This window comes from Halomonas sp. 72, from assembly GCF_052379785.1.
GTDB classification, from domain to species: domain Bacteria; phylum Pseudomonadota; class Gammaproteobacteria; order Pseudomonadales; family Halomonadaceae; genus Vreelandella; species Vreelandella citrativorans.
In genome coordinates this window covers 34,224-56,275 of sequence record NZ_JBQSYY010000022.1, presented here as the reverse complement: position 1 = coordinate 56,275, position 22,052 = coordinate 34,224, and the positions used below count along the sequence as shown (strand labels likewise).

General features: G+C 55.4%; 19 protein-coding genes. 5 read left to right on the top strand and 14 right to left on the bottom strand.

Features of this window, described 5'->3' with window-relative positions:
- Window positions 1-105: 105 nt before the first annotated feature.
- The 4 genes from ACT3T6_RS15855 to ACT3T6_RS15840 all read right to left on the bottom strand — a co-directional run bounded on the left by ACT3T6_RS15855 (window position 106) and on the right by ACT3T6_RS15840 (window position 5,883).
- Window positions 106-2,223, bottom strand: coding sequence for a TonB-dependent siderophore receptor (locus ACT3T6_RS15855; RefSeq protein WP_193054105.1), 2,118 nt, complete (start codon window positions 2,221-2,223; stop codon window positions 106-108).
- Between the two features lie 111 nt (window positions 2,224-2,334).
- Entirely contained in the window at window positions 2,335-3,258 is a 924-nt protein-coding gene (locus ACT3T6_RS15850; protein WP_193054104.1) for a helix-turn-helix transcriptional regulator, read from the bottom strand.
- 19 nt (window positions 3,259-3,277) lie between these two features.
- Window positions 3,278-5,407, bottom strand: coding sequence for a TonB-dependent receptor (locus ACT3T6_RS15845; protein ID WP_193054103.1), 2,130 nt, complete (start codon window positions 5,405-5,407; stop codon window positions 3,278-3,280).
- A gap of 113 nt (window positions 5,408-5,520) precedes the next feature.
- Window positions 5,521-5,883, bottom strand: coding sequence for an accessory factor UbiK family protein (locus ACT3T6_RS15840; RefSeq protein WP_193054102.1), 363 nt, complete (start codon window positions 5,881-5,883; stop codon window positions 5,521-5,523).
- 365 nt (window positions 5,884-6,248) lie between these two features.
- Here ACT3T6_RS15840 and ACT3T6_RS15835 point away from each other — a divergent pair, with 365 nt between their 5' ends.
- From ACT3T6_RS15835 to glnK, 3 genes are all read left to right on the top strand, one after another.
- Window positions 6,249-6,587 carry a P-II family nitrogen regulator gene (locus tag ACT3T6_RS15835; protein ID WP_172116897.1) on the top strand — a complete coding sequence of 113 codons (339 nt, stop codon included), beginning with the start codon at window positions 6,249-6,251 and terminating at the stop codon, window positions 6,585-6,587.
- A gap of 46 nt (window positions 6,588-6,633) precedes the next feature.
- Window positions 6,634-7,881 (top strand): ammonium transporter, encoded by a 1,248-nt coding sequence (locus tag ACT3T6_RS15830; RefSeq protein ID WP_193054101.1) that lies wholly within the window; start codon window positions 6,634-6,636, stop codon window positions 7,879-7,881.
- Between the two features lie 163 nt (window positions 7,882-8,044).
- Window positions 8,045-8,383: a P-II family nitrogen regulator gene (glnK, locus tag ACT3T6_RS15825; RefSeq protein WP_027337179.1), complete on the top strand. Its 339-nt coding sequence runs from the start codon at window positions 8,045-8,047 to the stop codon at window positions 8,381-8,383.
- 155 nt (window positions 8,384-8,538) lie between these two features.
- On the opposite strand, the gene ACT3T6_RS15820 is transcribed toward glnK, so the two are convergent.
- On the bottom strand, window positions 8,539-9,315 hold the full coding sequence (locus ACT3T6_RS15820; protein WP_087110558.1) for a ferredoxin--NADP reductase: 777 nt from the start codon (window positions 9,313-9,315) through the stop codon (window positions 8,539-8,541).
- Between the two features lie 166 nt (window positions 9,316-9,481).
- On the opposite strand from ACT3T6_RS15820, the gene ACT3T6_RS15815 reads away from it, so the two are divergent.
- Complete coding sequence (locus ACT3T6_RS15815; protein WP_087110560.1) at window positions 9,482-10,408, top strand: LysR family transcriptional regulator; 927 nt, start codon at window positions 9,482-9,484, stop codon at window positions 10,406-10,408.
- Window positions 10,409-10,412: 4 nt separating this feature from the next.
- Here ACT3T6_RS15815 and ACT3T6_RS15810 read toward each other — a convergent pair whose 3' ends face one another.
- The 8 genes from ACT3T6_RS15810 to phnD form a co-directional block, all read right to left on the bottom strand.
- Complete coding sequence (locus tag ACT3T6_RS15810) at window positions 10,413-12,269, bottom strand: methyl-accepting chemotaxis protein (RefSeq protein WP_193054100.1); 1,857 nt, start codon at window positions 12,267-12,269, stop codon at window positions 10,413-10,415.
- A gap of 152 nt (window positions 12,270-12,421) precedes the next feature.
- Entirely contained in the window at window positions 12,422-14,533 is a 2,112-nt protein-coding gene (locus tag ACT3T6_RS15805; protein ID WP_193054099.1) for a methyl-accepting chemotaxis protein, read from the bottom strand.
- A gap of 51 nt (window positions 14,534-14,584) precedes the next feature.
- Window positions 14,585-16,456, bottom strand: a complete 1,872-nt coding sequence (locus ACT3T6_RS15800; RefSeq protein ID WP_193054098.1) for a methyl-accepting chemotaxis protein — start codon at window positions 16,454-16,456, stop codon at window positions 14,585-14,587.
- Between the two features lie 119 nt (window positions 16,457-16,575).
- Window positions 16,576-17,007 (bottom strand): host attachment protein, encoded by a 432-nt coding sequence (locus tag ACT3T6_RS15795; protein ID WP_172116903.1) that lies wholly within the window; start codon window positions 17,005-17,007, stop codon window positions 16,576-16,578.
- A gap of 65 nt (window positions 17,008-17,072) precedes the next feature.
- Entirely contained in the window at window positions 17,073-17,882 is an 810-nt protein-coding gene (gene phnE, locus ACT3T6_RS15790) for a phosphonate ABC transporter, permease protein PhnE (protein WP_172116904.1), read from the bottom strand.
- Window positions 17,876-18,688, bottom strand: a complete 813-nt coding sequence (phnE, locus tag ACT3T6_RS15785; protein ID WP_193054097.1) for a phosphonate ABC transporter, permease protein PhnE — start codon at window positions 18,686-18,688, stop codon at window positions 17,876-17,878. Before phnE (ACT3T6_RS15785) ends, phnE (ACT3T6_RS15790) begins: the two co-directional genes overlap by 7 nt.
- Window positions 18,675-19,472, bottom strand: coding sequence for a phosphonate ABC transporter ATP-binding protein (gene phnC / locus ACT3T6_RS15780; protein WP_172116906.1), 798 nt, complete (start codon window positions 19,470-19,472; stop codon window positions 18,675-18,677). Before phnC ends, phnE (ACT3T6_RS15785) begins: the two co-directional genes overlap by 14 nt.
- A gap of 53 nt (window positions 19,473-19,525) precedes the next feature.
- Window positions 19,526-20,512, bottom strand: coding sequence for a phosphate/phosphite/phosphonate ABC transporter substrate-binding protein (phnD, locus tag ACT3T6_RS15775; RefSeq protein WP_172116907.1), 987 nt, complete (start codon window positions 20,510-20,512; stop codon window positions 19,526-19,528).
- 182 nt (window positions 20,513-20,694) lie between these two features.
- Here phnD and ACT3T6_RS15770 point away from each other — a divergent pair, with 182 nt between their 5' ends.
- On the top strand, window positions 20,695-21,291 hold the full coding sequence (locus ACT3T6_RS15770; protein ID WP_193054096.1) for a histidine phosphatase family protein: 597 nt from the start codon (window positions 20,695-20,697) through the stop codon (window positions 21,289-21,291).
- Window positions 21,292-21,311: 20 nt separating this feature from the next.
- Here the strand turns inward: ACT3T6_RS15770 and ACT3T6_RS15765 are convergent, their stop codons facing one another.
- On the bottom strand, window positions 21,312-22,040 hold the full coding sequence (locus ACT3T6_RS15765) for an amino acid ABC transporter ATP-binding protein (protein WP_193054108.1): 729 nt from the start codon (window positions 22,038-22,040) through the stop codon (window positions 21,312-21,314).
- Window positions 22,041-22,052 lie beyond the last annotated feature (12 nt).

Here is a 22,052-nt window from a genome sequence, read left to right as displayed (position 1 = left end):
ACGATAATCTTTCTTGCTTGCAACGCCGTGCAGGCTTGTCGTTAGCTAAACCCCGACGACGTGTGGTTAAACAGGGCGACGGGGCTCAGCGGCTCTCTTAAGTGTTTAGAAACGGTAGTGAACGCTTGCTGTAATCCCGCGCTCAGCGCCAAAGTAGCAGTAATCCAGCGAGTTGCATGACGCTACGTAGGATTTATCCAGTACGTTGTTGACGTTAAGGCGGGTTTCGACGTCGTTAACGCCCACATGGCTGAGGTCGTAGCCGATGGTGGCATCGACCAGCGTGTAGTCGGGTACGCTTTCGGTATTTGCGCGGTCTGCGGCGATATCCGCGTAATGCCTCACACCAACGCCTACATCCACGCCGTTTAGCCAGCCGCTGTTCGCTTCATAATGTCCCCATGCCTGTAGCTGGTGCCGGGGCGAGTAAATCGCATTGTTGCCCTGGTTGCCGTCGTCACTTTTAGCGTAGGTAATATCGGTAAAGCTATAGCCTGCCTGAAGCGAGAGCGTTTCGGTCAGTTGGGTCTGGGCTTCCAGCTCAAGTCCTTGGGATTCAATTTCACCCACGGCGCGGTAAGGGTCAGAGGGCTGCTCTTTGGTGGCTACGTTTTCCTGGCTGATATGGAAAATGGCCGCGCTGTACTGGTTGGCGCTACCGCTGGGTTGGTACTTCACCCCGGTTTCCCACTGCTCGCCTTCCATGGGCGAGAGCAAATCGCCGCTTTCATCCACAAAGCTTGTGGGCGTAAACGCGGTGGAGTAACTCAAGTAAGGCGCTACGCCGTTATCGAATAGATACACCACGCCCGCACGGCCGCTAAGCTGAGTATCGTTTAGTGAGCTTGAAGCGTCGGTATCCTTGTTCGTGTTATCAATGCTTACCCAGTCATAGCGTCCGCCCAGCGTGAAGCGCCAGTTATTAAGCGCAATTTGGTCCTGTAGATAAACACCGGTCTGTTCAATGTTATGTTGTTCCCGAGTAGGGGCATAAAATGCGACGGGATCATCGCCATAAACGGGCTCAAAGGCGTTAATGGGCTGGAAGGCACCGGAAGGCCATGACACGTTGTTTTCGCGCTGCTGGTAGTCCACGCCAAAGAGCAGTGTATGCGCCATAGCAGCGCTATCAAATCGAGCTTCAAGCTGATTGTCGATGGTCCATGCTTCAAGGGACTCGTCGCTGCCGGAGTAATAGCGGGTTAACTCATTGGAAGTGGGCGATGTCCAGCCAAAGCCATATACCTGATTGAGTACTACGTCCGAATTCAGGTAACGCAGCATCTGACGGCCAGTGACCTGGTCATTAAAGCGGTGCTCAAGCGAGTAGCCGAACATACGCTGGGTGCGCTCGTAGGCGTCGTAATCTTCTTCTCCGTCAAAGAAATTATTGCTGATTTTACGCCCATTGCGGGGTGTTACGGCACCTTCATAAGGCACGCCGGAGTGATAGCCGCCTTCAGGTTCATCCTGCAGGTAGGCTTCAACCGTTAGGCTGGTGTCGTCGGTCATGTCCCATGTCAGGCGTGGTGCGATGGCGTAGCGCTGCTCTTCGGCGGACCCGAACTGGGTGTCCGCACCGCTGGCAATACCCGTTAAGCGAAATGCTATGCGCTGCTGCTCGTCAATCGGCCCGGTGAGATCGAACGCAGCGCTACGCTGGTTATTGTTGCCCACTCGCAAGCGCAGCTCGCCGCCTTGCTCAAACTCAGGACGCTTGCTGTTCAGCGCTACCATGCCGCCCGGAGAGGCGCGGCCATAGAGCACGGAGGCAGGTCCGCGAACGACTTCGATGCTTTCCAAAAACCAGGGGTCGATACGCATCGAACTGTGGGAGTTGGCATCGCCCATCACTTTCAGGCCATCCAGAAACGTATTGCTTAAGCTGCCATCGGAAAAGCCGCGCAACACTAAATAGTCGAAGCGGTTTGAAGCGCCCACCTGATTGGAGTAAACGCCTGGCGTGTAGTCGGTTGCGCGCTGGACGGTCGTTACGCCACGCTCTTCCATCTGCTTCTGGGTAATGGTTGACACACTTTGTGGCGTCTCGATAAAGGGTGTTTCTACCTTGGTGGCAGCCTGCTGAGCAGTGACCGTGACTGTCGTTAATTGATGAGCAGCATCCGGTGATGCTTGGGCGTAGGCGGCAGATACCGAGCCGCCTGCCAAGGCAATGGACAGCGCAAGGTGGCGATAGGAAAAGCGGTGCGGGAGCATAAGCATGACAATAATTCTCTACCGGTTATAGTAATGAGAATTATTGCTTTTTAAGGATCTGTTGAGCTATGCAATATGCCAAATCAGCTATGCGTGATGCCAGTGTTGATGATGCGCTTAATGTGTTCTGGCCCTGCTGCTCACTTCTGTTGGCGCAACACCGAAGTGGCGTTTGAAAGCCGTTGTAAAATTGGTGGCATGGCGATAGCCACAGGCATGCGCTGTCTGTTGAACACTATAGCCTTTTTCCAAGTGGCTATAGGCTTGTTGAAGCCGACAGTGGCGTAAGTGATCAAAAATTGAGCAGCCGTAAAGTGCACTAAATTTCTGGCGCAAGCTGCTGGAGCTCATCGCCGCACGACGAGCCAGGCCGCTCAGGCAGTAATCGGTCATTGGGTTATTGCGCAGCTCGGCATGTAATTGAGCAAGCTGTTCGCGTTCGCGGGCTTTGATGCCTCGTGCAGGTTTACCCTCTCTGGCAGGCGGCGCGGGTAAGCCGTGCCCAAGAAGCTGGAGGGCAAGCCCCTGCCAGACTAATGAATGCCGCCAGTCGTCCAGTGGCGCTTCGCAGGTGGCGCGTAGCTGAGCAAAGAGTGTGGAAGGTGGCGCCCAGGCATGCAGCTGAGGCGCTTGAGCGCTAGGCAACGCATTAGGAATAGTGGCCAGTACCGCAATATTGAGAGTACGCAGCCGTGGCTGTGCCGGTTGTTCAACGATCAACGGCGCCTGCGGGGTAAAGTGCGCGCAAAGCCCCTGCCCCGCGCCTATAGTCAGCCGCTTCTGGCCTTGGGCGATGTCAATCCAGCCTTCCAAAACAATACTTAGAAACCAGGGCACTGTCTGCGTGGAACGTGAGGCGTAGCGTTGGCGTACTTCAAGATCGGAGAGTGTGATATGCAGCCCTGGGGGCAGTGGTAAGTCGCTAACGCTACCCAGCGCAATGGGATGATCATGCCCTTGATAAGCGTGTAAGTAATCGATGCCGAACTGATGCCCCAGTTGGCTAAGTGTCGACGGTGTGAGAGACGTAATAGTCGGCATCGAAAGACTGACCTGTGGCTTAGTAATCCAGTGACCAACTCAGCGTGAATGTGCGGCCACGACCTTGGTAATCGTAGAGGTATTCCGGACCGTAGGTGGGTGAATAAAAACCCACAGCGCGTTGCCCCCAAGGCGTTGAGTACTGCTCATCGGTCAAGTTGCTGATGCCCAGGCTCATGGTGCCAAAGTCGGTGTTTTGGCTGCCGATCACATCAAAGGTGGTGAAGCCATCAATGCGGTCACCGTCGCTGTCCTTGTAATCGCGTGCATGGTTGCTCTGAAGGCGCAGCGTTCGATCATTGTCTGACCAGGCGATATGAGTGGTCAGGCTATCCTGAGAAGGATAAGGCGATACGGTAATGCCACGATCCTGCCAACTGCCATTCTCCTTACTCTCTGAAACGAGGGTGTTTAATGTACCGCCCACTTCCCAATGGTCACCGATAAACCGGGTGACCGACGCTTCCAGGCCGTAATCGCGGCGGTCGTCGTCGACCTGAGCGATGTTTAAGTCACTATCAAGCTCCATGGCAGTATCCGACCAGGCGTAGTAAACCGCAGCTTGAGTTATCCAGTCGCCGCCACGGTAGCGCCAGCCCAGTTCCATCTGCTGGGTCTTGATACCATTCAGCGGGTTGTCAGCAACGGTTTGCCCTGCTTTTCCGTAGTATTTAGACGGGTCGGGTAGCTCAAAACCTTCTGAATAGCCGAGCCAGCTTTGGTGGCCGTTATCGAAGTCGTACAGGGTGCTGATATTATATAGCGTGACGTTGTAGTTGCTTGAACCGCCGGGTACGTTATTGTAATCGTCGATATCCACATCCATGCGCTGGTGGCGAATGCCGCTGCTAAGCTGTAACTGATCGGTGATCCACCAATCGCTTTGGGCAAATAGGGCTATTGTGTCGATATCGAAACCTGGATAGCGCGGTGTTACGCGGTCGGCTCGTTGTATAAGGCCGCCTGACGCATCGCTTGCCGCGCGGTCAAAACGCATTTGCGTGGCATCGAAGGATTCTCGATCCATATCGGCGCCGTAGGTTAGGTTGAGGCTGTCGGTCAAATCTGCCGAGAAGAGCCCCTTCAAACCACTTAACGTGGTATTTTGCTGAGAGGCCGCAAAGTAGTAGCCGCCGTCTTGGGCTGCGTAAGGGAAGGGATGGAAGCTGGATTCCTCCTCACGATGAAAAGCCTGGAGATAGAAATCCTGGTTCAGCAGATTGGCATGATGGTAGTTGACGCTGAACATCTTGCGGTCGGTGCGCGGGTCGCGGTCGGCGGCAAAGCCGTCACGGATATTGGCATCGTTAAGATTAGGCGCAGCAGTCGCCAAGTTTGGATAGTAAACCCCGCGGTCACCTTGCTTGCCTGATTCGTAAAGTTGGCCACTGAGCATCAGCGTTTGTTCGTCGCTTAGCTCAACGCGCACATTGCCTAAAATATCCAGGCTACGGTTGTCCTGCAGATCGCTCTGGGCGATATCTGGAAAGATCTCATCGCCATGAGCATCGTACTGGCGACCATTTTCGACCAGAGATACGCCAATACGCCCCTGCACCGTTTCGTTGCCACCGCTTGCTGACTGAGAGAGGCGCCGGTCAAGATCATGACTATGGTTAAAGCCGCTGGTCACGCTGGCCTGGGTTTCGAAATGTGGGCGGCCGCTTTCACCCTGTTTAGTAATAATATTGATCAGCCCGCCCGTGGCACCACCGCCATACAGGCTAGTGGCGCCGGAAAGTACTTCGACCCGCTCGATATTGAACGGGTCAATGGCATCGAACTGGCGCGACAAGCCGCGTGAGTTATTCAGTGAAATGCCGTCAATCAATACTTGAACGCTGCGCCCGCGCATATTCTGCCCTGCATTGGTGCGCCCTTGCGGGCCAAAATCAAGCCCCGGTACCAGTCGGCCTAGCGACGTTTTCAGATCGGCTCCTGAGTTGATCTGCTGTTGAAGCTCGGCACCTTCGACCACATAAACCGCACCAGGAATCTGGCTGATCTGCGTAGGTGCGCGCGAGCCAACTACCACCATGGTTTCCTGTGAGATACTTTCAGTTTGTGGCGGTATCTGAGACTGAGAAAAGGCGAGCATAGGAAAAGCGCCGCTCAAAAGGCCGGCGCTTAACAAGGCAGTACGGTTCATGGGTTCTCCAGAGAACAGGTTTTGTTAACCGTGATCCTACCATTGGCGGCATGAAACGCAATGATAGATGTTCTCATCTCTGGTGATGACTGGCTGTTAAAAAAGCCGTAGCGCTACTTATCGTCTTGCAGATCACTATCCGGTGCGGGCTTTTTCGCGTCGGCAGTTTCAGCCCGGGGCGAAACGTTATTGGTCGCCGCAGTAGCGACTGGTAGGTGCTTCTCAGGCTGACTCGCTTCCATCGTAGCTTCCAACTGCGCTACTTGCCTCTCCAGGGCTTCTACCCGCGAACGCGTGCGCTGTAGAACGTCCATCAGGATATCGAAGTCTTCCCGCGATACGAGCTCCAGCCGATCAAAGGCACCACGAACCACCTGTTGAACGCCTTTCTGAATATCTTCGGGCGCTTGTGACGCATTTTGTAAGCGGTCGCCAATCTGTTGTGCCAAACGGCTAATACGGTCCTGGGGCGTCATGGTTCTCTCCTTAAATAATGATGCTTTAAAAGTGGGCACTATTTTAAGGATACGCAACCCGCCGCCAGTACGCATGTATTGCGTATGGCATTGGTGCATTTATTCGTTTATCTCGTTGCCCAGTCATGGTGCGCCAACCGTTCGTGCCGGTTCTTTTTTGGTGCAATCGGTTGCGTCCTACGCCTTTCGCGATCTTGGGGTGTGCGTAAAAGCGCCTTATTTTTTGTTAAACCACTAAAAATTAATAAGAAATTAGCTAATGGCACGGTATGCGCATTAGTAGAGCATCGCCATTTTCAGCGGCAATGCCGCTAGCTATCTAGCAGGACTTATCTAGCAGGACTTATCAGCAGGAGAGATATGGGATGAAACTCATCACCGCCATCATTAAGCCATTCAAACTTGACGATGTCCGCGAAGCACTGGCCGACAACGGCGTGCAGGGCATTACCGTGACAGAGGTAAAAGGTTTTGGGCGTCAGAAAGGGCATACCGAGCTCTACCGGGGTGCTGAGTACGTGGTCGATTTTCTGCCCAAGGTAAAAGTAGAAGTGGCGGTTGACGATGCGCGCCTGGAAAGCGTGATGGATGCCATTTGCAATGCCGCCAACAGTGGAAAAATCGGCGATGGCAAAGTATTCGTTACGCCGCTCGACGATGTTATCCGAATTCGTACCGGTGAACGCGGCGTTGATGCCGTTTAAACAGGGGCTTACCGGGCTACTTCGTAGTTCAACGGGGAACTAACAAATGAACGAACTGGCTGATCTGAGCTACGCGCTCGACACGTTTTACTTCTTGATGTGCGGTGTATTGGTCATGTGGATGGCCGCAGGCTTCTCCATGCTTGAAGCAGGCATGGTGCGCGCTAAAAACACCGCCGAAATTCTGACGAAAAACATCGCGCTGTTTGCGATTGCCTGCACCATGTATCTGCTGGTGGGGTATCACCTCATGTACTCCAGCGGCGCAGGTGGCTTCTTGCCAAGCCTGGGCTTTCTGCTGGGTACTGAGCACAGCGTAGATTCAGTGCTGGCGGGTGGCGAAGGTGCGCCGTACTACTCCATGCGCGCTGATTACTTCTTTCAGGTTGTCTTTGTGGCTACTGCCATGTCGATTGTCTCCGGTGCGGTCGCTGAGCGCATGAAACTATGGGCCTTTTTGGCCTTCGCTGTGGTCATGACCGCCTTTATCTATCCGGTTTCTGGCTACTGGACCTGGGGTGGCGGATGGCTGAGCAGCGTGGGTTACTCGGATTATGCCGGTTCGGGTATCGTCCACATGGCAGGCGCTGCCGCTGCTCTGGCAGGCGTGCTGATTCTGGGGCCGCGTAAAGGTAAGTACGGTAAAGATGGCGCTATCCATGCCATTCCCGGTGCCAACATGCCGTTGGCAACGCTGGGTACGTTCATTTTGTGGATGGGTTGGTTCGGTTTCAACGGTGGCTCTGAGCTAAAAGTCTCGGATATCGAGTCGGCCAACAATGTCGCTCAAGTGTTTGCCAATACCAATGCGGCCGCTGCTGGCGGTGTGATTGCCGCGCTGGTCTTGGCCAAACTGTGGTTCCGTAAAGCGGACCTGACCATGGCGCTTAACGGTGCGCTGGCAGGCCTGGTGGCGATTACCGCTGACCCGCTCTCGCCAACGGCATTAGGTGCCACCATTATCGGTGCGGTGGGCGGTGCCATTGTGGTCGTAGCGATTGTATCGCTTGATAAGCTCAAGCTGGATGATCCGGTCGGTGCTATTTCCGTTCACGGCGTGGCGGGTATCTGGGGCGTGCTGGCGGTGCCTATCACCAATGATGGCGCGTCCTTCAGTGCTCAAATGATGGGTATTGCCGGCATCTTCGGTTGGGTGTTTCTGACAAGCCTGGTGGTCTGGTTGGTGCTGAAAGCCATCATGGGCATCCGGGTGAGCGAAGAAGAAGAGTATGAAGGCGTGGATATCGCGGAATGTGGTCTTGAAGCCTACCCTGAGTTTAGCGTTAAGAAATAAGCATAATACTAAGCAAGTGAGCTGGCGTGCTCCTTATGGCCTTCCTTTCGAGGAAGGCCTTTTTATTCTCCGCCTGTAGCGGTGTATGCTTAGCACCAGAGGTGGCTGGCTTTCGCCGCACCCAATAGACAAGACAATGGCCACCAAGCTAGAGGATGTCGCAATGAAATTGATCTCAGCCATTATCAAGCCGTTTAAGCTTGATGACGTACGCGAATCGCTCTCCGATATCGGCGTGCAGGGCATTACTGTCACAGAAGTAAAAGGGTTTGGTCGTCAAAAGGGCCACACGGAGCTTTATCGTGGCGCTGAGTACGTGGTGGATTTCCTGCCCAAAGTGAAGCTGGAAGTCGCTGTCGATGACGATATGGTTGAGCAGGTAATTGATGCGATTACCCAAGTCGCCAACACGGGTAAAATCGGCGATGGTAAAATCTTTGTGATGCCGCTTGAGCAGGTCATTCGTATTCGTACCGGCGAAACGGGTAAAGACGCGGTTTAAGCGGGTGAAGGGTGAGTCGTGAGGGATAAGTAGTAAGTCATGAATCAAAGCCCTGCGGAGTATCTCCGCAGGGCTTTTTATCAGCGAGTGACGTATGAGAGGGCAGTGATCAGGTTCGACTATTCACACCTCGCTCTTCACGCCTCGCCAATCCATCACTTCTCAACAAACGCACGCTCAATCACGTAGTCACCAGGCTCACCCATGCGCGGTGAGATATTCAACCCCAGCTCATCCAGCAGCGCGCTGGTGTCATCCAGCATTGCGGGGCTGCCACAAATCATGGCGCGGTCCTGGCGCGGGTCGATCGGTGGAAGGCCGGTATCTTCGAAGATTTTACCGCTGCGGATATGGTCGGTTAAGCGGCCCATGGTATGGAACTCTTCACGCGTTACCGTGGGGTAATAGACCAGCTTATTGGTGATATCTTCGCCCAGATACTCGTGGGCAGGCAGCTCTTTGGTAATAAAATCAGCGTAGGCCAGCTCAGACACTTCACGCACACCGTGTACCAGCACGACTTTCTCATAGCGCTCATAGACTTCCGGGTCCTGAATCAGGCTCATAAACGGTGCAAGGCCCGTTCCGGTCGAGAGCATATACAGGTTGCGACCCGGCAGCAGGTCGTCGCACACCAGCGTACCGGTCGGCTTACGGCTGACCATGATTTGATCGCCTACTTTCAGATGCTGTAAGCGTGAGGTCAGCGGGCCATCGGGCACCTTGATGCTGAAAAACTCAAGGTGATCTTCATAGTTCGGGCTGGCGATGGAGTAAGCACGCATTAGCGGTTTGCCGTTCACTTCCAGACCGATCATGACAAACTGGCCGGTTTTAAAGCGCAGGCTGCGCTCACGTGTAGTGCGGAAGCTAAACAGGGTATCGTTCCAGTGGTGAACGCTGAGAACTTCTTCCAGAGCAAACTTACTCATACCAATGTCTCCCTATAGCGATGCTGGCAGGAAATCACAGCATCTATATTCTTTAAAAGAATAAAAAATCATGAAATATGTTGTCATCAATTCTAAGTAAAGGTGGTATATCTGTTAAGCGAATTATATTGATAACACTTATCTTTAAAATCGATATAGGCCCTGTATGCACTATACCCTTCGGCAATTGGAAGTCTTTGTCGCGGTTGCTCAGCACGAGAGCGTCTCGCAAGCGGCGCGTGCGCTGGCCATGTCTCAATCGGCTACCAGCACGGCGCTTGCCGAGCTTGAGCGCCAGTTCGACTGCCAACTGCTTGACCGCATGGGAAAGCGGTTAAAATTAAATGCGCTGGGCTTTCAACTGTTGCCCAAGGCGGTAGCGTTGCTTGATCGCGGCGAGGAGATCGAAGAGCTTCTTCGTGGCCAGCAAGGCGTTGGGGCGCTGGACGTGGGGGCCACACTAACCATTGGCAACTACCTGGCAACGCTTCTGATCAGTGATTTTATGCAGCGTTACCCAGGCAGCCGGGTGCGCCTTTCGGTACGTAATACGCGCCATATTATTGAGGGCGTGCGCCAGCACTCACTGGACCTGGGTCTGATCGAAGGCCAGTGCGATGACGAAATGATCATCAGCCAGCCTTGGGTTGAGGATGAGCTGTGTGTTTTCTGCTCGCCGCGCCACCCACTGGCGGGAAAAGAGCACCTCGAACTTGAACAGCTGCTGCGCGAAGACTGGATCATGCGTGAAGAGGGGTCAGGCACCCGCATGACACTAGAGCACGCCGCACGCCACCGGCGCAGCCGGTTTAATACGTTGCTGGAGCTGGAGCATACGGAAGGGATTAAGCGGGCGGTAGAGTCGGGGCTTGGCATCGGTTGTGTCTCGCGGCTAGCGCTACGCGATGCCTTCCGGCGGGGAAGCCTGGTACCGCTTCCCACGCCGGAGTTGGATTTAAAGCGTCAGTTCACCTTTATCTGGCACCGCCATAAATACCTCACCACGGGCGTGCGTGAGTTCCTGCGCCTGTGTCGTGAAATGACCGCAGGCGCTAAACGCAGTGACGATATTGAGCTGCCGCCGGTGCCTTAAGTGCTCAATGCTCGGTCACCGCGTTGGGCGAGTGTAATGCCAGGGGCGCTGATGCGTGCTGCGATAATTTAAAGCTGCCAATGGTGGTGGCTAAATGATCAGCCTGCTCTTTTAACTGCTCGGCGGCGGTGGTGGACTCTTCCACCATGGCGGCGTTCTCTTGGGTCATGCGGTCCAGTTCGGCAACTGCAATGTTGACCTGGTTGATACCGTCGCTTTGCTCGCTGGTGGCCGCTCTTATCTCTTCTAGTACGTCCGAGACGCGTGTGATGTGGGCCACAATATCCTTCATGGTGACCCCCGCATTACGAACAAGCGTGGTGCCGTTATTGACCTTGCTTTGTGAATCTTCGATCAGCTTTTGGATATCGTTGGCCGCTTCGCTGCTGCGTCTGGCCAGCTTGCGTACTTCCTCGGCGACCACTGCAAAACCACGCCCATGTTCGCCTGCGCGGGCGGCTTCCACCGAGGCGTTGAGTGCCAGAAGGTTGGTCTGAAACGAAATACTGTTCATCAAGGTAACGATGTCACCGATTTTATCGGACGCGCGGGTAATGTCTTCCATGGTGGTGACAACATTCGCGACCACTTGGCCGCCTTCATTGGCGACTTCTGAGGCGGTCTGCGAGAGCTTGTTGGCTTCCTGAGCCGAGGCAGCGGTGTGCTGTACGGTGCTGGTGATCTCTTCAATAGACGCCGACGTTTGCTGCAGGCTGGCCGCGGTGTTGTCGGTCCGGCGGGATAAATCCTGACCACCCATGGCGATTTCATTCGCTGCGTGATGCACCGATACGCTGCTGGTGCGTACATCGATCAACACAGCTTCCATTTTGCCGACAAAACGGTTGAAGGCACCACTTATCTGAGCGACTTCGTCACGCCCATGCTCGGGAAGTCGACGAGTCAGATCCCCTTCGCCGCTGGCAATATCGTCCAGCGCGTCCCGCGCTCGTTCAAGGCCAGAAAAAGCACGTTTGAGCCACAGGCTTAGCAGCAGCACCGTCACGGCGATGATTGCTAACAGGGTGATCAGCGAAGAGCTCAGAATAGCGCGCAGGCCAGACGTCGCTTCATGCTCATCAAGCGCGACACCTAGCTCCCAGTTGGTACCGGCGATAGACGTCACAGACAAACGTTTGGTCTGGCCGCTTACGTCAATAGGCTCCCAAGCGCCCTGGGTGGCACTCAGTCGTTGAAGGGCGCTAGGCGTTAAGGCGTTGCTGATTTGGCTTAGCGGCGCAAGCGTTAGCGCCGCATCAGGGTGCGCAATCACCGTCTCGCCACCGCTACTCAGGAAAGCGAAGCTTGATGGGGTGGGTTGAATAGCGTTGACCTGACTAACTAGATTATCAATCACCACATCACCGCCGATGACGCCGTAAAGGCGGCCATCGCGTTTGACCGGTGTTGCGAACGTAACGACCAATTGATTGCTGTTGGCATCCACGTAGGGTAGCGAAACGATAGTGCCATCCTGGGCCACCGCCGCCTGGTACCAGTCGCGCTGGCGCGGGTCATAATCATCACCGGGTATCCAGCCATCGGACGAGAGATGGCTGCCATCAGGCTGGCCAAAAAACGCCGCCAGAAACCCGCCAGATTCCGCTAGCTGCACCAGCGGTGCGAGCGGGTCGTTATCAATCACCGGCGTGCGCGCTGCTTCCAGTATGGCTGCACGGGCGGCCACCCACTCCTCAATGGCTAGCGCGTTACCCTGTGCGATGGATTCGAGCTGCTGGGCGACCTGCTCGTCGTTATGAGTTTGTAGGGTCGAATAGCTGACAAAAGCGTTGATGGTTAACGCCAGAGTGATCACAACCAACGTGATTACCAGAATGCGCAAGCGTAGGGACGACAGCATGAGTAGAGCCTCATTAATAAGGAAAGCAAGGGGTAAGGCCTTCGTGAGTGTAATATCTTCGCTCGTCGGCTTTGGATGTTCAATGGCGCGGATATAACCGGTATCCACCCAATACGGCGGCGATATAGCAACCTATCGCCGCCACTGATGGGTTAGTAGGACGAAGAGGGTGGAGGCGGCAACTGATGGCGAGAAGAAGTGTTGCTGGCTTCAAGCGTAAAGCCACTGACTAATGTCGAGAGCCGTTCAGACTGATCCTTGAGCTGCTCGGCAGCCGTAGTGGACTCTTCTACCAGCGCCGCGTTTTGCTGGGTCATCTGGTCCAGGTCGGTCACGGCGATGCTGACCTGGCTGATGCCGTCGCTCTGCTCGCTTGCCGCGGTGCTTATCTCGGCCAGCATTTGGGTGACGCGTGTGACACTTTCCGCCAGCTCATGCATGGCCGTTTCAGCGCTCCGGACCAACTGGGTGCCACTTTCCACCTTGCCCGTTGAGGCATCAATGCGCTGGCGGATATCTGCGGCGGCGTCGCTACTGCGAGACGCCAGTTTGCGGACCTCATCGGCGACCACCGCAAACCCACGGCCATGCTCACCCGCACGCGCCGCCTCTACCGACGCGTTCAAGGCCAGCAGGTTGGTCTGGAAGGCGATGCCGTCAATCACGGTTACAATTTCCTGAATTTCAGCCGAGGTAGTGCGAATGTCATCCATTGTGACCACCACCTGCTCAAACGCCGAGTTGGTCCGCGAGGCCAGCTGTGACGCTGTCTGAGAAAGCCCGCTGGCTTCCTGGGAGGCACTGGAGGTATGGCCGACGGTGCTGCTGATCTGCTCCATGGCCGAGGACGTTTGTTGCAAGCTGGCCGCGGTCTGGTCGGTGCGCCGTGAAAGGTCCTGGCCGCCCTGGGTAATCTCACTGGCGGCATGGTGAACGGATTCACTGCTGGCGCGTACATCCACCAGTACATCGTGGATCTTGACCGCAAAGGCGTTGAACTGAATGGCAAGTTCGGCGCTTTCATTGCGTCCACGCACTGGTAGGCGTTGGGTTAAGTCGCCATCGCCTGAGGCAATGTCACGCATACGCTCGGCGAGGGTTCGCAGCGGGCGAGAAATGCTGCTGCCCAACACCCAACTGGCCAGCAAGCCCAGAAACGCGATGACGAGGCCCATGCCCAGCATGCTCAACATGGAGGCCGTGCGTTGCTCATGCATCTGCTCCTGCATGTTGTTTAAGCCAGCAAACACGGCTTGCTCGGGTAAGCGAAGCATCAATACCCAAGGCGTTTCAGTACCGCCGATGGTAAAGGGCCAATAGAGTTCGATCATCCCCTGCGCCTGGTCAACGTTACGGACCACGTCGCCCTGTTGGGCGCTGCGAATATGTGCCTGTAGGGAGGGGTTAAAGGCTTCGTTTGCTGATTTTCCAACCAGGGAGGCATCGCTGGTGTAGGCCGTGATGCCTCCCTGTGAGGCGATAAGTGCTATTTCGCCTGCGCCGCTGTATAGCGTTTGGTTAGCCTCGTTAAGTATCGACTGAATAAAGTCGACCGTATAATCAACGCCTGCAACGCCACGAAACTCTCCATCAACAACGATAGGGGCATTGAACGAGGTGACCAACGTGAGCTTGCCGTCGTAATCGAACTGCGCCGGGTCAACGATACAGGGGGCTAGCGTTTCACGCGGGCATAGATAGTACTCGCCGCTGCGCACGCCGCTTGCCTGAATAGCCTCACTCTCCATAGTCTCTCCTAGAGGAAGCGCGGCTAAATCACCGTTCTCGGTGCGATACCACCAAGGTTGGAAACGGCCATCGTCACCGTAGCCAAGACCCTCGCGCCCGGCAAACCGCGCATCCAGACCAAAGGCGTTTGGTTCCCAGCCGATATAGGCATCCAATATTTCGGGGTTGGTGATCACCGTTTGGCGTACCAGCAGCGAAATTTCACGGCGGCTGAGGTTCAGTGCCGGTCGGCCGTTGTTATCCCGCTGTCCCAGCATGGCATTGGTGGCGGCCAGATTTTCGGCAATCTTGAGGGTTTTTTCAAACTGGCCCTGGATAAGCTCAGCCTGCGCTGAGGCAACCGCCGTTAAGCGTGCTTCGATATTGCGCTCAAGCAGCTCTTTGGTCTGGTCTTCTACCACCGCCTGAGAGCGCTCATTGGCAACCAGTGAGTAGGCGGCCAATGCCGCCACCACCAGCAAGATACAGCCGCCTACCAGGAGGGTAATTAACGTACGGACTGACTTGAAATTCATGGTTTTTATTGCCCTCAGCACTTGGTTATGTCGTGACTAGCCATGCCGTGATTAGCGATGGCGTGACGCGAGGGTGGGAGAGGGCGGTATAAGCCGGCCATGTTGGGATGCTGAACCGTTTGATAGGGTGAAACCGCCAACGACATCGGAAAGGCGCAGTGACTGCTCTTTTAGATGCTCGGCGGCGGTAGTGGACTCTTCCACCATCGCGGCGTTTTGTTGGGTCATGCGGTCAAGCTCAGCCACCGCGATATTAACCTGATGGATGCCGTCGCTCTGCTCGCGCGTGGCGGCACCAATCTCACCCAACACATCGGTGACACGGGTAATACTCTCCACAATGTCACGCATGGTGGCACCGGCGCTTTGAACAAGTTCGGTGCCGTTGGTGACCGTCTGGTGTGAGGTATCGATCAGCGTTTTGATGTCGTTGGAAGCATCGCTGCTGCGCTGTGCAAGCTTACGAACCTCATCCGCCACGACCGCAAAGCCCCGACCATGTTCACCGGCACGGGCTGCTTCAACGGAGGCATTCAGGGCTAGCAAGTTGGTCTGGAAAGCAATGCCATCCATCAGTGACACAATATCACTGATTTTATGCGACGCTGCCGAGATGTCGCCCATGGTGGCCACTACCTGATCAACTACTTGACCGCCTTTGTTGGCCACTTCAGAGGCATTCATCGAAAGCTGGTTGGCCTGTTGTGCAGCCTCTGCCGTGTGTTCAATGGTGCTGGTAATCTCTTCAATAGATGCCGAGCTTTGTTGCAGGCTGGATGCGGCATTATCGGTGCGGCGAGACAGGTCCTGCCCGCCCATGGAAATTTCATTGGCGGCGGTCTGTACCGACTGACTACTATCGCGAATGGTCAGCATCACCTCATCCATTCTGGCGACGAATCGATTGAAAGAGTGGGCGATTTGGGTGACTTCATCGTTGCCTTCTTCAGGCAGGCGTTGGGTCAGGTCCCCCTCACCAGAGGCGATATTGTCCATGGCGTTACGCACACCCAACAGGCGGCGCAGCAGCAGCGACAGCAGTAGGCCAAAGGCGAGCGCCGTTATAACCGCGACCACCACCAGGATAATAAGGGAAGAGGTAGCAATGGCGCGTAATCCTGCGGTGGCTTCGTACTCGTCCAACGCGACAATAAGGCGCCAGCCGTTTTCACCGCCAATCACGTGGCCTAGCAATAGCTTGTTGTCGCCTTGCAGGGCAAGAGGCAGAGGCGTGGTAGCGCCCATTAATTGATTGATGGAGCCTGCCGTAAGCTGTTCGTTAATGGCTGACACAGGCGTCAGTATCAAGTCAGCATCGGGGTGGGCGACCAGCGTGCCATCGTGGGTGGTGAGAAAGCCAAAGCTTGAAAGGGTCGGCGAAATGCCTGTCACTGTCTCGACGATGTTGCTGATAGGAATATCAGCACCTACCACGGCAGTCAGTTCACCATTCAGGTAGAACGGGCGAGCGAACGTGACCACCAGCTCGCGAGTTTGAGCGTCAATATAGGGCGCGGTAATAATCGCTTCTTGTGTGCTTACTGCCGCTTTGTACCAAGGGCGTTCTCGTGCGTCGTAGCCGCTTGGGGGCTGAAAGTCGTTATCATAGGTAATCTCTCCCGCCCCAGGGTAGCCAATATAGGTGGAAATAAACCCACCTGAAGTAAGGAGCTGACGAAGTGCCGGGCCGGGGGCGTTACTGGTGGCTGCTGTTTCCATGCTTTCCAGCATATCCAGTCGAGCGTTAAACCACTCGTTCAAGGCTTTGGCATTGCCGCTGACCACCGCTTTAAGGTTACGTGCTATCTGTTCATCGTTGTGATGTTTTACCGTTGCGTAGTTGACCACGCCATTGATTATCAAGCCAAGGGTGATCGCTGCAAGAGCGGCCAGAAGAATACGTACACGAAGGGAGGAAAACATGATCGCTCTCTTTGTCGATAAGCAACCGTATGCGCTGCTGCATACGGAGTAAGGGTGATTAGCTTATCGGCGAAAGCGACCACTACTTTAGTAGAAACCCCATCATTGCCAGAAATTATTTACCGCATGTCGCTAACGGCTTCCTGGATGTCGTTAAGTGATGCTTTGCTAAGATCTTTCGAGAGCGTATGGAGTACCAGTTTCTGGGTTGGCGCATCAAGCTTTTCGCGCAGCAGGCCCAGGAATTTGGGCGGTGCGACGATAATCAGTTTTTCCATACTGTTATTGACGCGGGCATTATAAAGGCATTGAGCCACCTCTTTGGCAAACAGCTCGTTCTCATGTTTTAACGCTGTCCCCCCTTCGGCAGACGAACGTGAACTCGATGACATGGACTCATGTACATCCGCGCCTGCACTGTCTGTAATCAGATCCCCCTCATGCAGGCGCCCTTCGGCATGAACCAGGCTCTCTTTCTCCTTCAGATGAAGAAAGTCACGAGTGAAAATGCGTGCTCGAGCGGCATCCGCTACCACGATATAGGTTGTCATCAGTCAACGTCCTCCATGCCGTTAGGGATATATTAACCATGGCAAGCGTTTGGCATTCGGTCAAACTAGAGCACTTTACGTCGTAAGAGACTGGTTATTGCTTCACCAATCAGCACTAGCACAATAATTGCGATCAGAATGGTCGCCACGGTAGGCCAGGCAAAGGTATCAATGGCACCCTGCAGAATGACGCCGATCCCGCCTGCGCCCACCAGTCCCAGCACGGTAGATTCGCGAATGTTGATATCCCAGCGCAGGATCACGATGGCGAAAAACGCTGGCATCACCTGGGGCACGATGGCATAGACAATTACCTTGGCCTTGGAGGCGCCGGTGGCTTCCATGGCTTCGACCGGTCGCTTATCGATTTCTTCGATTGCTTCGCCCATCAACTTGCCGATAAACCCGATAGAGCGAAACACAATGGCGAGAATGCCTGCCAGCACGCCGGGGCCGAAGATCGCCACGAACAAGAGCGCCCAGATGATGGTGTTCACCGAGCGGCTGGAAACCAGAATGAACCGCCCCAGCCACAGGCAGGCCCGGTTGGGCGTAGTATTCTGTGCGGCGATATAGGCCACCGGCAATGCCAGAAAAATGGTCAGGAAGGTGGCAAGCGTGGCTATGTGTACCGTTTCGATCAGGGCATTTACGATATTGCCAAGCCCGGCAGCGCTGGGGGGCCACATGCGCGCGCCCAGCCCGGAAATCTGGTTGGGCGCATCCCACACCCAGGGCCAGAAGATATCGATATCGCGAACCGCCCATACCACCACCATCAGAGTGATGAGCAGCACGGCAAAGCGAATAAGACGTTCCTTGCGATCAAAACGTTGCCAAACGTGGTCGGCGAGTTTCTGTGCATGATCTACCATATTTTTTTCCTCACCCAGCCGCTGATACCTTCACTGAGTAAAATGACCGCGATGATGACCAGCAGGATCGCAAAGGCGAAGTCATAGTCATAGCGCCCGAAGGCGTTCATCAGCGTGCCGCCAATGCCGCCGGCACCCACGATACCCACCACGGCAGACGCCCGCAGGTTGCTGTCCAGCTGGTACATGGAAAGCCCTACCTGGCGCGGTAGAATCTGCGGGAATACGGCGTAGAAGAGCGTGGCCAGATACCCGGCGCCAGCGGCGCGCATGGCCTCTACTTGGCCCCAGTCTATCTCCTCGATCTCCTCGGCCAGAAGCTTGCCGACAAAGCCGATGGAGTAGAGCGTGAGCGTCAAGATGCCCGCCAGTGGGCCAAACCCCACGGCGGCAACGAACAGAATCGCCACGATCACCGGGTGAAAGCTACGCGAGATAATGATGACTGCACGGCCAATCAGGTAGATCGGCATGGGCGCAATATTACGCGCCGCCATCACGGCAAAAGGGATCGACAGGAAGACGCCCAGTAGCGTGGCCAAAATGGCGATCTGAAAACTCTCCTTGAAGCCGGTCAGGAGAAGTTCGTAGCGCTCGAGGTTGGGTGGAAAGCCGCCGCTGAAGATACGTGCGGCGCGGGGCAATCCTTCAGAGATGCGCGCCCAGTTGAACGGTAGCGAACCAAATGCCCACACCAGATACACTGCCACGACGATGATCAGCCCGTAGCGAAGTAGAGGATTGGCAATGAACGGCGGTTTCTTCCAGGTGCGCGGCGTGCTGGATGAAGCCTCAGGCGGGGTCATGGGCGCGCTCCTCTGATGGGGCGTCGCTTATCGCATCGTCCGGTGCTTCGATGCCGCCGTAAATGGCGTCCAGCGCGTCTTTATTGAAATCACTTGGCACGCCATCAAAAATCATCTTGCCGTGGCGCAAACCCACAATGCGCTCTGTGTAGGTTTTGGCCTGGGCCACGTTGTGGATATTGATCAGCACCGGCAGTGAAAGCTCGCTTGCCAAGCTCTGCAGTAGCATCATGATCTGCTCGGAGGTGCGCGGGTCAAGCGAGGCGGTGGGTTCGTCGGCCAGCAACACGTCGGGCTCCTGCATCAGCGCCCGTACCACGCCTACCCGCTGGCGCTCGCCACCGGAAAGCTCATCGGCGCGCTTGTTGGCGTAGTGGGCAATGCCCACACGCTCCATCAGCATAAATGCGCGCTCAATATCCGCCTGCGGGTAGCGGCGGGTAATTGCCTGATAGAGATTCACGTAGCCCAGCCGCCCAGCCAGCACGTTCTCCATTACCGTCAGGCGGTCCAGCAGGTTGAAGCCCTGAAACACCATGCCGATCTTGCGGCGCGCACGGCGCAGGTCAGCGCCCCTGAGATGCACAAGCTCGGTACCGTTGAGAGTAATGGAGCCGGAGGTCGGCTCCACTAGGCGATTGATACATCGCAGCATGGTACTTTTACCGGCGCCGGAGGCGCCCACAATCGATACCACGCTATTGCCCTCAACCTTCAGGTCGAGACCTTCCAGCACGGCTTTGTCGCGGCCATACCGTTTGACCAGATTCTTGATTTCCAGCATGTTTTCGCTTCCATCGGTAGCTAACAAACCGCGCCACGCGGGCGCGGTACGTTTTACTCTTCCAGATTGTCAGGCGTATAGCTCACGCCATTGGCAGCCTGGATGGTGCGAATTACCTGCCAGTTATCCTTGTAATTGATGGGAATGAACTTCTCGACACCCTCAAACTCTTCGCCAAGCTCTGTGCCTTTAAAATCGAAGCTGAAGAAGGCCTCTTCGATCTTCTCGACCAGGTCCGGGTGCAGATTGTAGGCGTAGTTATAGGAGGTGGTGGGGAAGCGGTCGGATTCAAAAATCATGCGGACGTCGTCGGTGTCGTAAAGCCCGCGCGCGGCCATTCGATCAACCACTTCCGAGGCCACTGGGGCGGCGTCGTAATCGCGCGCCACGACGCCCAACATGGATTGGTCGTGGCTGCCAGAGTAGACCACTTCGTAATCTTCGTCAGGTGTTATACCCAGTTCAGGCAGTAGTGCCCGAGGCGCCAGATTGCCTGAATTAGAAGTGGGTGATGTATGGGCAACCCGTTTACCTTTCAGGTCTTCCAGTTCATGGATGTCGGAGTCTGCGTGGGTGAAAAGCTGTAGGGTATAGCCAAACTGGCCGCTATCTGAGCCCATTAATGCAAAGGGAACTGCCCCTGCCAGGTTGACTGCAAAGGGCGTGGGACCGGTAGAAAAGCCCGCGATATGCAGTCGCCCGCTGCGCATTGCCTCCACTTGGGCCGCGTTGGACTGAACGGCGAAGAAGCGCACATCGCGGCCGGTCACCTCTGACAGGTGGTCGATAAAGGGCTGCCATATATCGGAATAGATGGCTGGATCTTCCACCGGGGTATAGGCAAAGATAAGCGTGTCGGGATTTAGCCATTGCGCCTCATCGGCGGGACGGTCCGCGACCATATCGGAGTTTTCGTCACAGTAAAGCGCATCAAGGTCGCCGCGTTCGCATTCGGCGTAGGCATGACTGGAAAGCAGTGCCAAGAGCGTAGTTGTGGTCAGTAGGGCAAGCGGACGCTTGCAAAACGTCATGGAAGTCATAAGGGGCCTCATTCATGAATTATTTTTGTGTTCTTGCAGTTGCTCAGCAGGCTAATGATGTTCTTTTATATACTTTGTGCCATGATCAAAAGGCGTCAAGTGTTTCGAAAATGTACATTTAGCCATCAAAATATTTATTTTTCGAAAATCGACACTCTCAATCTAGGGTTTGTTACAAAGTTATGTCAAACACTTTTCTTGCCGCCTCCTACCATTGGCGTAATCGTTACCTGTTGATGCGTCATGGTCATAGCCAGGCAAACCAGCAAGCGTTGATTATCAGTAGTCCCGGGCGGGGTGTTGAAGCGTTTGGACTCTCCACTATCGGCGAGCAGCAACTGGCGAGCGCCGTGCATGCATGGGCCTGGCCGGTGCCAACGCAGGTGGTGCATTCTGATTTTTTGCGCACCACCCAAACGGCTGCCCGCGTGGCCGAGGCCTTTAAGCTTACGATGACGGCCGACAGGCGCCTTAGAGAGCGTTCCTTCGGTGAGTTGGAGGGCGGCTCGGACGAGCGTTATCCGGATGTGTGGGCGCTGGATGCCCAGAATGCCGACCACACTTCACACCAAGTGGAGGCTGTGAGCGCGGTGGCTGCGCGCATGATGGCGGTGATAGAGGAGCGGGAGCAGCAGTGCGAGGGAGAAACCATCCTGGTCGTTAGTCACGGCGACCCGCTACAGATACTGCTGACCGCCTTGCAAGACAGGCCACTCACCCAACACCGTGAGCAGCCTGCTCTGTTACCGGCCAGCATTACCCAAGTGGGCGCGCCTTAGATCGCGCCTCCCCGTATGCCTTAGTGCCCCAGGATCTGGCTCAGGAACAGCTGGGTGCGCTCGGACTGCGGGTTATTGAAGAGCGGCTCCGGCGCATTTTCTTCGATGATCTGCCCCTGATCCATGAAAATCACTCGGTCGGCGACGGTTTTGGCAAAGCCCATCTCGTGGGTCACGCAGAGCATGGTCATGCCCTCTTCGGCAAGCTCGACCATGACGTCCAGCACCTCTTTGATCATCTCCGGGTCGAGTGCCGAGGTAGGCTCATCAAATAGCATCACATCCGGGTGCATGCACAGCGAGCGGGCAATCGCCACGCGCTGTTGCTGGCCGCCGGAGAGTTGGCCGGGGTACTTTTGAGCCTGCTCGGCGATGCGTACGCGCTCCAGGTAGCGCATGGCCTGCTCTTCGGCCTCCCTGCGCGGCTTCTTTTGAACCCACATGGGCGCGATGCAGCAGTTCTCCAGCACTGTCAGGTGGGGGAACAGGTTGAAGTGCTGAAACACCATACCCACGCTGCGGCGTATCTGCTCAATACGTTTTACGTCTTGGGTCAGCGGCACCCCGCCGACTACGATATCGCCCTGCTGGTGCTCTTCCAAGTGATTAATGCAGCGAATCAGCGTTGATTTACCCGAACCGGACGGGCCACAGATAACGATCCGCTCGCCGCGTTTTACTTCGAAATCTATATCGCGCAGTACGTGAAAGTCGCCATACCACTTGTTAACGCCGCGCATTTCGACCATTAGGTCAGACGT

Bases quoted from the DNA above. Each gene is read 5' to 3' on its own strand.
- ACT3T6_RS15855 (WP_193054105.1), bottom strand. From the start codon at position 2,223: ATGCTTATGCTCCCGCACCGCTTTTCCTATCGCCACCTTGCGCTGTCC.
- ACT3T6_RS15850 (WP_193054104.1), bottom strand. From the start codon at position 3,258: ATGCCGACTATTACGTCTCTCACACCGTCGACACTTAGCCAACTGGGG.
- ACT3T6_RS15845 (WP_193054103.1), bottom strand. From the start codon at position 5,407: ATGAACCGTACTGCCTTGTTAAGCGCCGGCCTTTTGAGCGGCGCTTTT.
- ACT3T6_RS15840 (WP_193054102.1), bottom strand. From the start codon at position 5,883: ATGACGCCCCAGGACCGTATTAGCCGTTTGGCACAACAGATTGGCGAC.
- ACT3T6_RS15835 (WP_172116897.1), top strand. From the start codon at position 6,249: ATGAAACTCATCACCGCCATCATTAAGCCATTCAAACTTGACGATGTC.
- ACT3T6_RS15830 (WP_193054101.1), top strand. From the start codon at position 6,634: ATGAACGAACTGGCTGATCTGAGCTACGCGCTCGACACGTTTTACTTC.
- glnK (WP_027337179.1), top strand. From the start codon at position 8,045: ATGAAATTGATCTCAGCCATTATCAAGCCGTTTAAGCTTGATGACGTA.
- ACT3T6_RS15820 (WP_087110558.1), bottom strand. From the start codon at position 9,315: ATGAGTAAGTTTGCTCTGGAAGAAGTTCTCAGCGTTCACCACTGGAAC.
- ACT3T6_RS15815 (WP_087110560.1), top strand. From the start codon at position 9,482: ATGCACTATACCCTTCGGCAATTGGAAGTCTTTGTCGCGGTTGCTCAG.
- ACT3T6_RS15810 (WP_193054100.1), bottom strand. From the start codon at position 12,269: ATGCTGTCGTCCCTACGCTTGCGCATTCTGGTAATCACGTTGGTTGTG.
- ACT3T6_RS15805 (WP_193054099.1), bottom strand. From the start codon at position 14,533: ATGAATTTCAAGTCAGTCCGTACGTTAATTACCCTCCTGGTAGGCGGC.
- ACT3T6_RS15800 (WP_193054098.1), bottom strand. From the start codon at position 16,456: ATGTTTTCCTCCCTTCGTGTACGTATTCTTCTGGCCGCTCTTGCAGCG.
- ACT3T6_RS15795 (WP_172116903.1), bottom strand. From the start codon at position 17,007: ATGACAACCTATATCGTGGTAGCGGATGCCGCTCGAGCACGCATTTTC.
- phnE (WP_172116904.1), bottom strand. From the start codon at position 17,882: ATGGTAGATCATGCACAGAAACTCGCCGACCACGTTTGGCAACGTTTT.
- phnE (WP_193054097.1), bottom strand. From the start codon at position 18,688: ATGACCCCGCCTGAGGCTTCATCCAGCACGCCGCGCACCTGGAAGAAA.
- phnC (WP_172116906.1), bottom strand. From the start codon at position 19,472: ATGCTGGAAATCAAGAATCTGGTCAAACGGTATGGCCGCGACAAAGCC.
- phnD (WP_172116907.1), bottom strand. From the start codon at position 20,512: ATGACTTCCATGACGTTTTGCAAGCGTCCGCTTGCCCTACTGACCACA.
- ACT3T6_RS15770 (WP_193054096.1), top strand. From the start codon at position 20,695: ATGTCAAACACTTTTCTTGCCGCCTCCTACCATTGGCGTAATCGTTAC.
- ACT3T6_RS15765 (WP_193054108.1), bottom strand. From the start codon at position 22,040: ATGGTCGAAATGCGCGGCGTTAACAAGTGGTATGGCGACTTTCACGTA.